This window comes from Salinarimonas rosea DSM 21201, from assembly GCF_000429045.1.
Classification (GTDB): Bacteria; Pseudomonadota; Alphaproteobacteria; order Rhizobiales; family Beijerinckiaceae; genus Salinarimonas; species Salinarimonas rosea.
Map to the genome: position 1 here is coordinate 159,496 of NZ_KE386841.1, position 14,330 is coordinate 173,825.

Annotated in this window: 13 protein-coding genes and 2 tRNA genes; 10 read left to right on the top strand and 5 right to left on the bottom strand. The window is 69.9% G+C overall.

Annotated elements, in window-relative coordinates; all coding sequences use genetic code 11:
* The first annotated feature begins 188 nt into the window (after positions 1 to 188).
* From G407_RS0122055 to G407_RS0122095, 9 genes are all read left to right on the top strand, one after another.
* Complete coding sequence (locus G407_RS0122055) at positions 189 to 2,051, top strand: extracellular solute-binding protein (protein ID WP_029032551.1); 1,863 nt, start codon at positions 189 to 191, stop codon at positions 2,049 to 2,051.
* Positions 2,048 to 3,958, top strand: a complete 1,911-nt coding sequence (locus tag G407_RS0122060; RefSeq protein ID WP_043540350.1) for an extracellular solute-binding protein — start codon at positions 2,048 to 2,050, stop codon at positions 3,956 to 3,958. Before G407_RS0122055 ends, G407_RS0122060 begins: the two co-directional genes overlap by 4 nt.
* 93 nt (positions 3,959 to 4,051) lie before the next feature.
* Positions 4,052 to 5,146, top strand: a complete 1,095-nt coding sequence (locus G407_RS0122065) for a microcin C ABC transporter permease YejB (RefSeq protein ID WP_029032553.1) — start codon at positions 4,052 to 4,054, stop codon at positions 5,144 to 5,146.
* A gap of 1 nt (position 5,147) precedes the next feature.
* Complete coding sequence (locus G407_RS0122070; protein ID WP_029032554.1) at positions 5,148 to 6,314, top strand: ABC transporter permease; 1,167 nt, start codon at positions 5,148 to 5,150, stop codon at positions 6,312 to 6,314.
* Positions 6,315 to 6,349: 35 nt separating this feature from the next.
* On the top strand, positions 6,350 to 6,694 hold the full coding sequence (locus tag G407_RS0122075; RefSeq protein WP_156917680.1) for a hypothetical protein: 345 nt from the start codon (positions 6,350 to 6,352) through the stop codon (positions 6,692 to 6,694).
* Positions 6,691 to 7,149: a type II toxin-antitoxin system VapC family toxin gene (locus G407_RS0122080; protein WP_052341741.1), complete on the top strand. Its 459-nt coding sequence runs from the start codon at positions 6,691 to 6,693 to the stop codon at positions 7,147 to 7,149. The genes G407_RS0122075 and G407_RS0122080 overlap by 4 nt, the downstream gene beginning before the upstream one ends.
* A 66-nt stretch (positions 7,150 to 7,215) precedes the next feature.
* Entirely contained in the window at positions 7,216 to 7,458 is a 243-nt protein-coding gene (locus tag G407_RS0122085; RefSeq protein ID WP_029032557.1) for a hypothetical protein, read from the top strand.
* Positions 7,448 to 7,930, top strand: a complete 483-nt coding sequence (locus G407_RS30785; protein ID WP_052341742.1) for a type II toxin-antitoxin system VapC family toxin — start codon at positions 7,448 to 7,450, stop codon at positions 7,928 to 7,930. The genes G407_RS0122085 and G407_RS30785 overlap by 11 nt, the downstream gene beginning before the upstream one ends.
* Before the next feature lie 10 nt (positions 7,931 to 7,940).
* Positions 7,941 to 9,569, top strand: a complete 1,629-nt coding sequence (locus tag G407_RS0122095) for an ABC transporter ATP-binding protein (protein ID WP_029032558.1) — start codon at positions 7,941 to 7,943, stop codon at positions 9,567 to 9,569.
* A gap of 19 nt (positions 9,570 to 9,588) precedes the next feature.
* Here G407_RS0122095 and ligA read toward each other — a convergent pair whose 3' ends face one another.
* From ligA to G407_RS0122120, 5 genes are all read right to left on the bottom strand, one after another.
* Complete coding sequence (ligA, locus tag G407_RS0122100; protein ID WP_029032559.1) at positions 9,589 to 11,730, bottom strand: NAD-dependent DNA ligase LigA; 2,142 nt, start codon at positions 11,728 to 11,730, stop codon at positions 9,589 to 9,591.
* A gap of 266 nt (positions 11,731 to 11,996) precedes the next feature.
* Positions 11,997 to 12,545 (bottom strand): GNAT family N-acetyltransferase, encoded by a 549-nt coding sequence (locus G407_RS0122105; protein WP_029032560.1) that lies wholly within the window; start codon positions 12,543 to 12,545, stop codon positions 11,997 to 11,999.
* A 1-nt stretch (position 12,546) separates the two neighbouring features.
* Complete coding sequence (locus G407_RS0122110; protein WP_029032561.1) at positions 12,547 to 12,849, bottom strand: type II toxin-antitoxin system TacA family antitoxin; 303 nt, start codon at positions 12,847 to 12,849, stop codon at positions 12,547 to 12,549.
* Between the two features lie 113 nt (positions 12,850 to 12,962).
* Entirely contained in the window at positions 12,963 to 13,859 is an 897-nt protein-coding gene (locus tag G407_RS0122115) for an alpha/beta fold hydrolase (protein WP_029032562.1), read from the bottom strand.
* 86 nt (positions 13,860 to 13,945) lie between these two features.
* Positions 13,946 to 14,022: transfer RNA gene (locus G407_RS0122120), tRNA-Pro, on the bottom strand.
* Positions 14,023 to 14,188: 166 nt separating this feature from the next.
* Here G407_RS0122120 and G407_RS0122125 point away from each other — a divergent pair.
* Positions 14,189 to 14,263: transfer RNA gene (locus G407_RS0122125), tRNA-Gln, on the top strand.
* Positions 14,264 to 14,330: the final 67 nt, after the last annotated feature.

Genomic DNA, 14,330 nt, shown 5'->3' on the forward strand with positions numbered 1-14,330 from the left:
GAGCGCGGCCGCGGATGCAATCGCGACCGTGGGCGCGCGCGCCGCGACGCAGGCGCCCACGCGCGTGCCGTGTGGGGTGCGACGATTTCGAGCACCATGCGAAGCGACGACGTCCCGAATGTGGACAGCATCCCGTGCTCTCACCATACTCGCATCGACGTTCACGAGAACCGCGAGGGACGAACCGCTTGACGAGACGCCTCCTGACCGCCGCCGTGCTCGCGCTCGGCCTCTGTGCGCCGCTCGCGCCGCAGGCCCAGACATCCGGCAGCAGCGCCGCCGATCCCGGCGACTGGCGCCACGCCGCGACCCTCGTCGGGGAGCCGAAGTACGAACCCGGCTTCGCGCATTTCGACTACGTCAACCCGGACGCTCCCAAGGTCGGCCTCGCGCGCCTCGGCGCGATGGGCACGTTCGACAACTTCAACGTGATCCTGGCCGGCGTGCGCGGCAATCTCGGGGCGGGACTCGGGCTCGTCTACGAGACGCTGATGACGCCCTCCCTCGACGAGCCGCTCACCGACTACGGCCTCGTCGCCGAGGCGATGCGCTTTCCGGAGGACTATTCGAGCGTCACCTTCCGGCTCGACCCGGACGCACGCTGGCACGACGGCGCGCCGATCACCGCGCAGGACGTGATCTGGTCCTTCGAGACGCTCGTGGCGTCGAGCCCGATGATGCAGAGCTACTACGCCGACGTCGTCGCGGCCGAGGAGACCGCCGAGGGCGAGGTGACCTTCCGGTTCGCGGTCGCCGGCAACAAGGAGCTGCCCAAGATCATGGGCCAGCTCCTGGTGCTGCCGAAGCACTGGTGGACCGATCCCGCCCGCGCCGCAGACCGCACGAGCCTCGAGCGGCCGCTCGGCTCGGGACCCTACCGGCTCGCCGACTACAGCCCCGGGCGCAGCATCACCTACGAGCGCGTGCCCGATGCCTGGGCCGTCGATCACCCGACGAACGTCGGCACGTACAATTTCGACACGATCCGGTACGAGTACTTCCGCGACGAGTCGGTGATGCTGGAGGCGTTCAAGGGCGACGCCTACGACTTCCGCGTCGAGGTCTCGGCGCGCGACTGGGCGCAGGGCTACGATTTCCCCGCCCGCCAGCGCGGTGCGGTGGTGCTCGAGAGCTTCCCCATGCTCGCGTCCGGCCGCATGCAGGCCTTCGTGCCGAACCTGCGCCAGGAGCGCTTCCGGGACGAGCGGGTGCGCCGGGCGCTGAACTACGCCTTCGACTTCGAGGACATCAACCGGACGATCTTCTTCGGCGCCTACGAGCGCATCGACTCGTTCTTCGAGGGCACGGACCTCGCGGCGACGGGCCTGCCGGAGGGCCGCGAGCTCGAGATCCTGGAGGCGTACCGCGGCCGCATCCCCGACAGCGTCTTCACCGAGGTCTGGACCAACCCCACGAGCGGCGATCCGCAGGCACGGCGCGCCAACCTGCGCGAGGCCGACCGCCTGCTGCGCGAGGCCGGCTGGGTCGTCGAGGGCGGTCGGCGGGTGCATGCCGAGACCGGCGAGCCGTTCGATATCGAGCTCCTGCTCGATCTGCCCTCGCACGAGCGCTATGCGCTGCCCTACGCCCAGGCGCTGGAGCGGCTCGGCATCCGGCTGGACGTGCGCATCGTCGACAGCGCGCAGTACCAGAACCGCCTACGCGCCTTCGACTTCGACCTCGTCACGCAGCTGTGGCCGCAATCGCTGTCTCCCGGCAACGAGCAGCGCGACATGTGGGGCTCGCGCGCCGCGAACAAGCCCGGATCTCAGAACTACGCCGGCATCGAGAACCCGGTCGTCGACGAGCTGATCGAGCGCCTCGTGCGCGCGGACACGCGCGAGGAGCTGGTGGCGACGACGCGCGCGCTCGACCGCGTGCTCCTGCACAACGACTACGTCGTTCCCCACTGGTTCCTCGCGGAGCAGCGCACGGCGCGCTGGAACCGCTTCTCCCATCCCGAGGTGATGCCGCGCTACGCCGGCGCGGCGTTCCCGACGGTATGGTGGTACGACGCCGAGAAGGCGCGCGAGACGGGGGCTGCACGATGAGGAACGGCACGGGGCTCCGCGGGATCACCCGCCGCGGTCTCTTCCAGGGCGTCGCGGCGGTGGCCGGGGCGCTCGCGCTTCCCGGCGCCGCCCGGGCTGCGTGGGAGGCGGTGAGCGCGGTGGGGCTCGCCGACGAGGATTTCGTCGAGCGCCACGGCATGTCGCTCTTCGGTCCGCTCGAGATGCCGCCGGACTTCGCGCACTTCCCGTACGTGAACCCGCAGGCGCCGAAGGGCGGCGAGTTCGCGCAGCAGATCCGCCAGATCGGCCTGAACCAGAACTTCAACACCTTCAATACGCTCAACACCTACGTCCTGCAGGGCGACGGCGCCGCGGGCATGGACGCGACCTACGACACGCTGATGTCGGGGTCCGCCGACGAGCCGGATGCGCTCTACGGTCTCGTGGCGCAGAGCGTCTCGCGCTCGCGCGACGGGCTCGTGTTCCGCTGGCGCCTGCGCTCGCAGGCGCGCTTCCACGACGGCTCGCCGCTGACTGCCGAGGACGTCGCCTTCTCCATCACGATCCTGCGCAACGAGGGCCATCCGAACCTGTCGCAGCTGCTGCGCCAGATCGAGAGCGCCACGGCGCTCGGGCCCGATCTCGTCGAGGTCCGCTTCGTCGAGGGGCGCAGCCGCGACATCCCGCTCACGGTGGCGGCGCTGCCGATCTTCTCGAAGGCCTATTGGGAGGGGCGCGACTTCACCGCCTCGACGCTGGAGCCGCCTCTCGGCTCGGGGCCCTACCGCGTGGGCCGCTTCGAGGTGGGGCGGACGATCACCTTCGAGCGCGTCGAGGATTATTGGGGCGCCGATCTGCCGGTGAATGTCGGCCTGATCAATTTCGATCGGATTCGCTACGAGTATTTCCGCGACCGCGATGTCGCCTTCGAGGGGTTCAAGGCGGGGCAGTTCAACTATCACGAGGAGAGCGTCTCCCGGCAATGGGCGCGCGGCTACGACTTCCCGGCCTTCGTCCAGGGCCGCGTCGTGCGCGAGAATCTCCCGACCGCGGTGCCGCAGGGGCCGCAGGGCTGGTGGTACAATACGCGCCTGCCGAAATTCTCGGACAAGCGCATCCGCGAGGCGCTGATCTACGCCTTCGACTTCGAATGGACGAACGAGAACATCATGTTCTCGTCCTACGCACGCATGCAGTCGTTCTTCGAGAACTCGGAGCTGAAGGCCGAGGGACCGCCGTCGGAGGCCGAGCTCGCGCTGCTCGAGCCCTACAGGGCCGGCCTGCCGGACGAGGTCTTCGGCGAGGCCTGGACACCGCCGGTCTCCGACGGATCGGGTCAGGATCGCACCCTTCTGCGTCGCGCGAGCGAGCTCCTGCGCGAGGCCGGGTGCGAGCGGCGCGGCAGCGTGCTGCACCTGCCGTCGGGCGAGCCGTTCACCATCGAATTCCTCGATTTCGCGAGCTTCCTGCAGCCGCACACGCAGCCCTTCCATTCCAATCTCGGGCTTCTCGGCATCCAGGCGACCTCGCGCATCGTCGATCCGGCGCAATACGAGCGGCGGATGAACGAGTTCGACTTCGAGGTGACGTCGCGGCGCTTCGGCGCGTCGCTGACACCGGGCGGCAGCCTGCGGCTGGTCTATGGGTCGGAGGCCGCGGTCACGCCCGGCACGGCGAACCTCTCGGGCGTGCAGGACCCCACGGTCGATGCGCTCATCGAGATCATCGCCAACGCCCAGACCCGCGAGGAGGTGGTCACTGGGGGCCGCGCCCTCGATCGCGTCCTGCGCGCCGGGCGCTACATGGTGCCCGCCTGGTACAAGCCCGCGGACTGGCTCGCCTATTGGGACGAGTTCTCCCGTCCGGACACGAAGCCACGCTACGGCACCGGCGTCGGCGCCTGGTGGTTCGATCCCGAGAAGGCCGCCCGCGCGCGGCGCCGGTGAGAGCCGGGCGGCTTCTCGGGCAGCTTTTTTGCTGTCGGGTGCGATAGCGCGTAACGTCGTGCCGCAGCGCGACCCTTCCAGTGAACGGACCAGATGCTCGCCTACATCCTCCGCCGCCTGCTCCTGATGATCCCGACGCTGTTCGGGATCATGCTCATCTCCTTCGTCATCATCCAGTTCGCCCCCGGCGGGCCCGTGGAGCGCATCATCGCGCAGATCCAGGGCACCGACGTGGGAGCCACCGCGCGCTTCTCGGGCGGCGGCGGCGACGTGGCCGGCGGCGGCGCGGGCGCGGACACGACCTCGACGTATCGCGGCGCGCAGGGGCTAGACCCGCAGTTCATCGCCGAGCTCGAGGCGCAGTTCGGCTTCGACAAGCCGGCGCACGAGCGCTTCGGGCTGATGATCTGGAACTACATCCGCTTCGACTTCGGCGAGAGCTACTTCCGCGACGTCACGGTGGTCGACCTGATCATCGAGAAGCTGCCGGTCTCGATCACCCTGGGGCTCTGGATGACGATCCTGTCCTACGCCATCTCGATCCCGCTCGGGATCAAGAAGGCGGTGCGGGACGGCACGCCCTTCGACTGGTGGACCTCGGCGATCGTCATCGTCGGCTACGCCATCCCGGGCTTCCTGTTCGCGATCCTGCTGATCGTGCTCTTCGCCGGCGGCTCGTTCTGGCAGATCTTCCCGCTGCGCGGGCTCACCTCGGACAACTGGGACCAGCTCTCCCTCGTCGGGAAGGCGCTCGACTATCTCTGGCACATCGCCCTGCCGATCACGGCGATGGCGCTCGGCGCCTTCGCCACGGCGACGCTGCTCACCAAGAATTCCTTCCTCGACGAGATCCGCAAGCAGTACGTCATGACCGCGCGGATGAAGGGCCTGTCCGAGCAGCAGGTGCTCTATGGACACGTCTTCCGCAACGCCATGCTTATCGTCATCGCCGGCTTCCCCGGCGCCTTCATCGGGGCCTTCTTCGCCGGCTCGCTGCTGATCGAGACGATCTTCTCGCTGGACGGGCTGGGGCTCCTCTCCTTCGAGGCGATCGTCAACCGGGACTACCCGGTCGTGTTCGCCACGCTCTACATCTTCTCCCTCCTTGGCCTCGTCGTGAACCTGATCTCGGACCTGACCTACGTCTGGATCGACCCGCGCATCGACTTCGAGACGCGGGAGGTCTGAGATGAACCTCACCGTCGATCTCAGGAAGCCGCTGGAAGGGGAGCGCCTCGCGCCCCCGGTCGCCAACAAGGGGCTGTTCAACCTCACCCCGATCAACCGCCGCCGGCTCGACAACTTTAAGGCCAACAAGCGCGGGCTCTGGTCGTTCTGGATCTTCATGGTCCTGTTCGTGGTGACCTTGTTCGCGGAGTTCATCGCCAACGACAAGCCGATCCTCGCCATGTACAAGGGCGAGCTGCTCTATCCCGTCCTCGTCGACTATCCCGAGGAGAAATTCGGCGGCTTCCTGGCGGTCGCGGACTACCGCGATCCGTTCATCGCCGACGAGATCGAGGCCAACGGCTGGATGCTGTGGCCGCCGATCCGCTTCCACTACTCGACGCACAACCTCAACCTCCCGGTGCCGGCGCCGGCACCGCCGACCTGGATGCTCGACGACGCGCAATGCGCCCAGGCTGTGGCACGCATCGACGTCGACACCTGCGGGGATCTGGAGACGAACTGGCTCGGCACCGACGACCAGGGCCGGGACGTGCTCGCTCGGCTGATCTACGGCTTCCGCATCTCGGTCCTGTTCGGGCTGATCCTCGCCGTCGCCTCCTCCGTCATCGGCGTGATCGCCGGCGCGGTGCAGGGCTATTTCGGGGGCTGGGTCGACCTCGTCTTCCAGCGCGTGATCGAGATCTGGACGGCGATCCCCTCGCTCTACCTGCTCATCATCATCGCCTCGGTGATCACCCCGACCTTCTGGGTGCTGCTCTTCATCCTGCTCCTGTTCTCGTGGGTGTCGCTGGTGGGCGTGGTCCGCGCCGAGTTCCTGCGGGCGCGCAACTTCGAGTACGTCCGCGCCGCGCGCGCGCTCGGCGTCTCGGACGGCAAGATCATGTGGAAGCACGTCCTGCCCAACGCGATGGTGGCGACGCTGACCTTCCTGCCCTTCATCCTCAACGGGTCGATCACGACGCTGACCTCGCTCGACTTCCTCGGCTTCGGCCTGCCGCCGGGCTCGCCCTCGCTGGGCGAGCTGCTCGCCCAGGGCAAGGCGAACCTGCAGGCGCCCTGGCTCGGGCTCACGGGCTTCTTCGTCATCGCCTTGATGCTCTCGCTGCTCATCTTCGTCGGCGAGGCGGTGCGCGACGCCTTCGACCCGAGGAAGACGTTCACCTGAGCGTGCGCTATGATCGGCGCGAGGAGGGCCCGGCCGTGAACAAGGTCGTCAAGGAGCACATCCCCGTCGAGCGCCTGCCCGAGGAGCTGCGCCGCGGTTTCGCGGAGGGGGAGATCGTGGAGGTGGAGGTGCGCGGCCTGGGGCGCGCGGAGGAGAGCGCGCGCGCGGCGCCCCAGGACGAGGACGAGGAGCTCACGCTGGAAGCCTGGCTCCGCTGGGTCGACGAGCAGGAGCTCCGGCGCCCGCCGCTGCCGCCCGAGGACGTGGCGATGCGTAACGCGGCGTTCGAGCGCATCAGGAACCTCGCTGGGCGTCGGAACACCACGATCGAAGAAGCCGTTCGGCGCATTCGCGAGCTGAGGGACGAGGGCGACGATTGACGGATCCCTCAGGCTCGCCCCCGAATCCCATCGACGACGGCTCGCGTGTCTACCTCGACGCCAACGCCTTGATCGCGCTGGTCGAGCACCGCAGTCCTTCGATGATCGAGATCCAGTCTCGCGTGGAAGCCGGCCGCCTCGTGGCCACGACGAGCGGGCTGTCGAGGGCCGAGGTGCTCGTGCTTCCGCTTCGTGAACGAGACGAGCCGCTCGTCGCCGCATATCGGGAGCTGTTTTCCGGTGAGGCGGGCTTGCAGGTGGTCGCGATCTCGGACCGTGTTCTGGAGCTGGCGGCAAGAATTCGCGCCGAGACGTCGGTGAAGCTCGCCGACGCCATCCATCTCGCGACAGCCGAGACCGGCGGCTGCAAGGTCTTCCTGTCGTCCGACCGGCGCATCCGGCCCCGCGCCCCGATGGTGCGGATCGGGATCGAGAGGATCGCGGACGACACGTGAGGCGCTCGCTGCACGGGGCAAGGAGTTGAGGTATCATCGGGCGGCGAGCCGCCGCTGGAGGGAGCCGTGAACAGGATCGTCAAGCACCACGTCCCCGTGGGGGAGCTGCCCGAGCACCTCCGGGAGGGGCTCGACCCGGCAGCGTTCGCGACCGTGGAGGTCACGGTGGAGCCAGATCGCGCGATCGAGGACGACGTGCCGATGTCGCTCGACGAGATCTTCGGCCTGCGCGATAATTTCTCGTCATCCGAGGACGTCGCGGCATACGTTCGGTCTCTGCGAGAAGAATGGGCTCACCGTGAACGTTGAACGGGCGGTCGTTTACCTCGACGCCAATGTCTTCATCATGGCCGTCGAGACGAGGGGCGCCGACGAGCAGGCTGTGGCGCGTCTCTTCGCGAGCGAAGCGGCCGCGGGTCTGCGTCGCCTGACGAGTGAGCTGACCCTCGCCGAGGTTCTCGCCGGCGCTTCCCGGGCGAGTGACCGGCGGCTGGTACGTGCGTATCTCAGCTTGATCCTGGAGTCGGGGCTCGTCGAGGTTCAGCCCGTGTCGCGCGCCATCCTCATCGAAACCGCCCACTATCGGGCCGTGGCCGATCAGGGGGCCGCTCCGGGTGCAGATCGCCGCAATTTCCTCCCCGATGCTGTGCATGTGGTGACGGCGATCACGAATGGCTGCGCTGTCTTCGTAACCAACGACAGACGTCTCAAGCTGCCTCAGGGCATGCGACGCATCGAGCCCACCGCCGAAGGCATTGGCGACCTTCTCGACAGATCATGACCGAGACCCCATGACCACCACCCCCCTCCTCTCCGTCCGCGACCTCTCCGTCGCCTTCACCCAGGCCGGGCGCACCACGCTCGCCGTCGATCGCGTGTCCTTCGACATCGCCAAGGGCGAGACCGTGGCGCTCGTGGGCGAGTCCGGGTCCGGCAAGTCGGTGACGGCCCTGTCGATCCTCAAGCTCCTGCAATACCCCACGGCCTCGCACCCCTCCGGCGAGATCCAGTTCAAGGGCCGGGACCTGCTGGCGGCGTCCGAGATGGACATCATGAAGGTGCGCGGGGCGGACATCACCATGGTGTTCCAGGAGCCGATGACCTCGCTCAACCCGCTGCACGTGATCTCGCGGCAGATCGGAGAGATCCTGCGGATCCACCGGCAGCTGTCGGAGAAGGACGCGCGCGCGCGCACGCTCGCGCTGCTCGAGCGGGTGGGGATCCGCGATGCGGCCTCGCGGCTCGACGCCTATCCCCATCAGCTGTCCGGCGGCCAGCGGCAGCGCGTAATGATCGCCATGGCGCTCGCCAACGACCCGGATCTCCTCATCGCCGACGAGCCGACGACGGCGCTCGACGTCACGGTCCAGGCGCAGATCCTGACGCTGCTCGCCGAGCTCAAGCGCGATCTGGGCATGGCGATGCTGTTCATCACCCACGATCTCGGCATCGTGCGCAAGGTGGCGGACCGGGTCTGCGTCATGCTCGAGGGAAAGATCGTCGAGCACGGCCCCGTCGCGCAGGTCTTCGACGACCCGCAGCACGAGTACACGAGGCGCCTCCTCGCCGCCGAGCCGCGGGGCCGGCCCGATCCGGTGCCGGCGGACGCCGAGACGCTGGTGGAGGCCGGGCCGATCAAGGTCCACTTCCCGATCAAGCGCGGCTTCCTCGGGCGCACGGTCGGGCACGTCAAGGCGGTCGACGGGGTGAGCGTCAAGGTGCGCGCCGGCGAGACGGTCGGCGTGGTGGGCGAATCCGGCTCCGGCAAGACCACGCTCGGCCTCGCCATGTTGCGCCTGATCTCGTCGGAGGGCCCCGTCGTCTTCCTCGGCGACCGGCTCGACGGGCTCAAGTCCAATCGCGTGCGCCCCTACCGCAAGGACATGCAGATCGTCTTCCAGGATCCGTACGGCTCGCTCTCGCCGCGCCTCTCGGTGGCGCAGATCGTCGAGGAGGGGCTCCTCGTCATGAACGGCCGCCTGCGGCTCGAGGAGCGCCGGGAGATCGTGGCCCGCGCCCTCCTCGACGTCGGCCTCGACCCGCAGGCGATGGACCGCTATCCGCACGAGTTCTCCGGCGGGCAGCGCCAGCGCATCGCCATCGCCCGCGCCATGGCGCTCGAGCCGCGCTTCGTCGTGCTCGACGAGCCGACCTCCGCGCTCGACATGTCGGTCCAGTCGCAGATCGTCGACCTGCTGCGCGACCTGCAGAAGACGCGCAAGCTCGCCTACATGTTCATCTCGCACGATCTCAAGGTGGTGCGTGCGCTGGCCAACCATGTCCTCGTCATGCAGAACGGCGTCGTCGTGGAGGAGGGGCCGGCCGAGCGCATCTTCGAGGCGCCGGAGACCGACTACACCCGCGCCCTCTTCGCCGCGGCCTTCGCGCTCGAGGCGCGGCCGGACGTGGTGCGGGAGTGAGCCGAGGCTGGGGCGCTGCTCACCGCCCGACCAGCGCGAACCAGCCGTTCTCGTCGAGCACCTGCAAGCCGAGCTCTTGCGCCTTCTTCAGCTTCGAGCCGGCGCCCGGGCCGGCGACGACGATGTCCGTCTTGGCGGAGACGGAGCCCGCGACCTTCGCGCCGAGACGCTCGGCCATGGCCTTGGCCTCGTCGCGGGTCATCTGCTCGAGCGTGCCGGTGAAGACGACGGTCTTGCCGGCGACGGGGCTGTCGGTCGCGGCGATCGCCTCCGCAGGGCGGGGCGTGACCTCGGCGAGCAGCGCGTCGAGCATCTCTTCATTATGCGTCTCGCGGAAGAACTCCACGAGCGCGTCCGCCACGACGGCGCCGATGCCGTCGATGTCGATGAACTCCTGGTAGGCGCCCGCGTCCCCGTCCGCCGCGCGCCGTGCGGTGTCGCGCAGCGCCTCGAACGTGTGGAAGTGGCGCGCCAGCAGCTTGCCGCCGGTCTCGCCCACGTGCGGGATGCCGAGGGCGAAGACGAAGCGGGCGAGGTCCGGCTGCCGGCGTGCGTCGATGGCGGCGAAGAGGTTGCGCACGCTGGTCGCTCCCCAGCCCTCGCGCGCCTCGAGCCGGTCGAGCCGCTCGGAATTGCGCGCCTGGAGCGTGAAGATCTGCTGGGGCGTGCGCACGAGGTCGGCCTCGAAGAGCTCCTCGATCCGCTCTCCCCCCAACCCCTCGATGTCCATCGCGGTGCGCGAGACGAAGTGCTTCAAGCGCTCCACCGCCTGGGCCGGGCAGATCAGGCCGCCGGTGCAGCGGCGCACGGCGTCCTCGCGGCCGGTGCGCGGGTTGACCTCGCGCACCGCGTGGCTGCCGCAGGCGGGACAGGTGGTCGGGAAAGCGTATGGCGCGGCATCGGCCGGGCGCTTGTCGATGACGACGTCGACCACCTTGGGGATGACGTCGCCCGCGCGGTAGACCTTCACCGTGTCGCCGACGCGAATGTCGCGTCCCTCGCGGATCGGCTCGCCGTTCCCGCCGATGCCCTTGATGTAGTCCTCGTTGTGCAGCGTCGCGTTCGAGACGACGACGCCTCCCACCGTCACGGGCCTGAGCTTCGCGAGTGGGTTGAGCGAGCCGGTGCGGCCGACGTTGATCTCGATCGCCTCGACGACCGTGAACGCCTCCTGCGGCGGGAACTTGTGGGCGAGCGCCCAGCGCGGTGCCCGCGAGACGTAGCCGAGCCGCTCCTGGAGCGCGAGGTCGTCGACCTTGTAGACGACGCCGTCGATGTCGTAGCCGAGGTTCGGCCGCTCCTCGGCGATGCGCCGGTAGTGCGCGAGCATGGCGTCGAGGGTGTCGCAGCGCGCCATCAGGGGGTTGGTCCGAAAGCCCCAGGCCTCGAAGCGCCGCACCGCCTCGTACTGCGTCGGCGCGGGCGGGGGCATGGCACCCCAGGCGTAGGCGAAGAACTTCAGCGGGCGCTCGGCGGTGATGCGCGAATCCAGCTGGCGCAGGGAGCCCGCCGCGGCATTGCGCGGGTTCGCGAACAGCGGCTTGCCGGCGGCCGCCTGCCGCTCGTTGATGGCCGCGAAGTCGGCGTGCGAGAGATAGACCTCGCCGCGCACCTCGACCGCCCCGCGCTCGGGGACCTCGGCGGGGATGTCGTCGACCGTGCGGGCGTTGGCGGTGACGTCCTCGCCCTCCGTCCCGTCGCCGCGGGTCGCGGCGGTGACGAGCCTGCCGTCCTCGTAGCGCAGCGACAGCGAGAGGCCGTCGATCTTCGGCTCGGCGGTGAAGACGGGCGTCTCTGCCAGGTTGAGGAAGCGCTTCACGCGTCCCACGAACTCGCCCACCTCCTCGTCGGCGAAGGCGTTGTCGAGCGAGAGCATGGGCACGCGGTGGCGGACCTTCGCGAATTTCTCCGCGGGCTTCGCGCCCACCGAGTCCGAAGCGTCGGCGGTGCCGATCAGCTCCGGGAAGCGCTGCTCGATCTCGGAAAGCCGCCGGCGCAGCGCGTCGTACTCCGCGTCGGAGACGGTGGGCGCGTCCTCCTGGTGATAGCGCACGTCGTGGGCCGCGATCTCCTCGGCGAGCCGCGCGTGCTCCTTCTTCGCCTGGCGTGCGGTGAGGGCCTCGGGGGCGAGGTCGGCGTAGGAGGTCGGCGTGCGGGCCATGGGGGAGACTCGGGGCGCAGGACATCGGAGCCGCGCGCAGGCGCGGCCCGGCCGTTCTAGCGCGCCGCGGGCGGATCGGGAATGCTCCGCGCGCTCCCGTCCCCTCGGGGCCGGGACGATCCGCGCAGCGGATCCGGGGCGGGGTCCCCCGGCTCGACGCGGGTGGTTTCGGCTCTGCCGAAGCGCACCTTCGGCGCACCCCCTCCGTCTCGTCGCCTCCGGCGCCGATCCACCTCCCCCGATGGGGGAGGAGCGTGGGAGCACCGTCACACGCCCCTCAGCGCCCCCTCGGCCGTCTCCACCGGCATCAGCATCGTCTCCGCGTCGCCGTCCGCGAGGCGCATGAAGCCGAAGGCGGCGTAGAAGGCGCGGGCGCGGTCCTCCACGGCGCGGGCGAGAACGGCGCGGATGCCGAGCTCGGCGCCGGTCGCGACGACGCGCTGGAGCGCGTCCATCAGGAGGTCGGCGCCGAGCCCGCGGCCCTGCCAGGGCGAATCGACGGCGAGCCGGCGCAGGATCGCCACGGGGATCGGCGCGTCGCGGGGCTCCGCGTGCCGGTGCAGCGCGCCTCGGCCCGGCCGCTCCGGGGCGACGACGAGACCGGCCGCGAGGCAGAAGAAGCCCGCGACCCGCCGCTCGGCGCAGACCGCGTAGGTGCGCGCGCCTCGCGCGTCGCGCCGCAACGCCCGCCGGCGGATCCAGCCGTCGAGCACGGGGTCGCCGCAGGCGAAGGCGCCGACGTCGCAATCCGGTGTCAGCCGCCCGGGCGCCGAGAGGGGAGCGGCGAGGAGGCCGTCGGCGACGGTCTTGTGCATCTCACGGCTCCCAGGCCGGGCGCCGGCGCATCAGCGCCTGCAGGCGCGGGTGTGCCGCAGGCGGCGTGTCGAGCGCCTCGAGGAACGTGGTGTGCCGGGCCTCGTCCAGCGCGAACAGCCGCTCGTCCAGCAGGACGTCGACGGCACGGGCGCGGGCACTCTCCAGGATGAACTCCGAGCGCGTCTTGCCGAGCGACGAGGCGGCCTGGTCGATCAGGTCCCGGGTCCGCGCGGGCGCGCGCACGTGGATCGTCGTCTCCCGGCGCACGCCCTCCGCGCGCGTCGCCCGTCTCGGGTCGTCCATGGCAGCCTCTTCCCGCGCGCGGGGAACGTCCCCGTCTGTCGCGTCCAATTGACACAGCTTGCGTAAAGACCCAGCGCTCGTCAACACGTCTCGCGCAAGGGATTTGGCCGGCGCTACGGCTCGGCGAGGAAAGGCACGAGCGCCGCGAGCAGCGCGTCCGGCGCTTCCTCCTGGAGGAGGTGGCCGCAGGGCAGCGCGCCGCCGCGGACGTCCTCGGCGCGCTCGCGCCAGGTGGCGAGCACGTCGTAGAGCGCGCCGACCGTTCCCTGCGCGCCCCACAGCGCCAGGAGCGGGGCCGCGACGCGCCGTCCCGCCGCGACGTCGGCGCGGTCGTGATCGAGGTCGATCGTCGCGGCGGCGCGATAGTCCTCGCAGATGGCGTGGATGCCGGCGGGGTCGTCGTAGCAGCGCAGGTACTCGGCGACGAGCCGCTCCTCGGGCACGCCCGGCGTGCGGCTCTGGCCGGCGAGATGGTGGCGCAGGTAGAACGCGGGATCGGCGCCGATCATCCGCTCGGGGAGCGGATGCGGCTGGATCAGGAAGAACCACCAGAAGTACCGCGTGGCGAAGGTGCGGTCCGTGCGCTCGTACATCGTCAGGGTGGGCGCGATGTCGAGGACGGCGAGACGCGCGACGGCATCCGGATGGTCGAGCGCCATGCGATGCGCCACGCGCCCGCCGCGGTCGTGGCCCACGACGGCGAAGCGGGCGTGCCCCATCGTGCGCATCACGGCCACCTGGTCGCGCGCCATCGCCCGCTTGGAATAGGGCGCGTGGTCGGGGGTCGACGGCGGCTTGGCGCTGTCGCCGTAGCCGCGCAGGTCGCTGGCGACGACCGTGAAGCGCTCCGCCAGGGCGGGCGCGATGCGGTACCAGGTGGCGGAGGTCTGCGGGTGGCCGTGCAGCAGCAGGACGGGCGGGCCGGAGCCGGCGGTCCGCACGTTCATCGCGATGCCGGGCTCGGTCTCGATGCGGTGCGTGGCGAAGCCGGGGAGGAGATCGTCGGTCATCCGCGCCTCGGCGACCCGTCTCACACCGACGCTCCGGATACGGCAGAGCCGATGGCCGAAGGCGTCGTGCCGATAATCGGAGGAGTTGGTCGGAGTGGCAGGATTCGAACCTGCGACCCCCTCGTCCCGAACGAGGTGCGCTACCAGGCTGCGCTACACTCCGATACCCTGGTGAGGACGCGGATATAGCGGGCGGGATCGCCGGGCGCAAGCGCTGTTTCGAGCGTCGCGGACGATTTCCGCCGCCCGTCGTCGCCACGCCGAAACACGTTGCCTCGCGCGTGCGAGCGCACTATGGTCCGCGTCCGCCGCGGGTCCACCCGCCGGATTGGGGCGTCGCCAAGCGGTAAGGCAGCGGTTTTTGGTACCGCCATACGCAGGTTCGAATCCTGCCGCCCCAGCCATTTCGCCCCAGCCATTTCGCCCCACCCGGGCCGCCCCTGCCGAGTCGCCCCGGCCGAGCCGTCGCGT

Coding starts and splice junctions, on each gene's coding strand:
- G407_RS0122095 (WP_029032558.1), top strand. CDS start 7,941: ATGACCACCACCCCCCTCCTCTCCGTCCGCGACCTCTCCGTCGCCTTC.
- G407_RS0122070 (WP_029032554.1), top strand. CDS start 5,148: ATGAACCTCACCGTCGATCTCAGGAAGCCGCTGGAAGGGGAGCGCCTC.
- G407_RS0122105 (WP_029032560.1), bottom strand. CDS start 12,545: ATGCACAAGACCGTCGCCGACGGCCTCCTCGCCGCTCCCCTCTCGGCG.
- G407_RS0122115 (WP_029032562.1), bottom strand. CDS start 13,859: ATGACCGACGATCTCCTCCCCGGCTTCGCCACGCACCGCATCGAGACC.
- G407_RS0122065 (WP_029032553.1), top strand. CDS start 4,052: ATGCTCGCCTACATCCTCCGCCGCCTGCTCCTGATGATCCCGACGCTG.
- ligA (WP_029032559.1), bottom strand. CDS start 11,730: ATGGCCCGCACGCCGACCTCCTACGCCGACCTCGCCCCCGAGGCCCTC.
- G407_RS0122110 (WP_029032561.1), bottom strand. CDS start 12,849: ATGGACGACCCGAGACGGGCGACGCGCGCGGAGGGCGTGCGCCGGGAG.
- G407_RS0122060 (WP_043540350.1), top strand. CDS start 2,048: ATGAGGAACGGCACGGGGCTCCGCGGGATCACCCGCCGCGGTCTCTTC.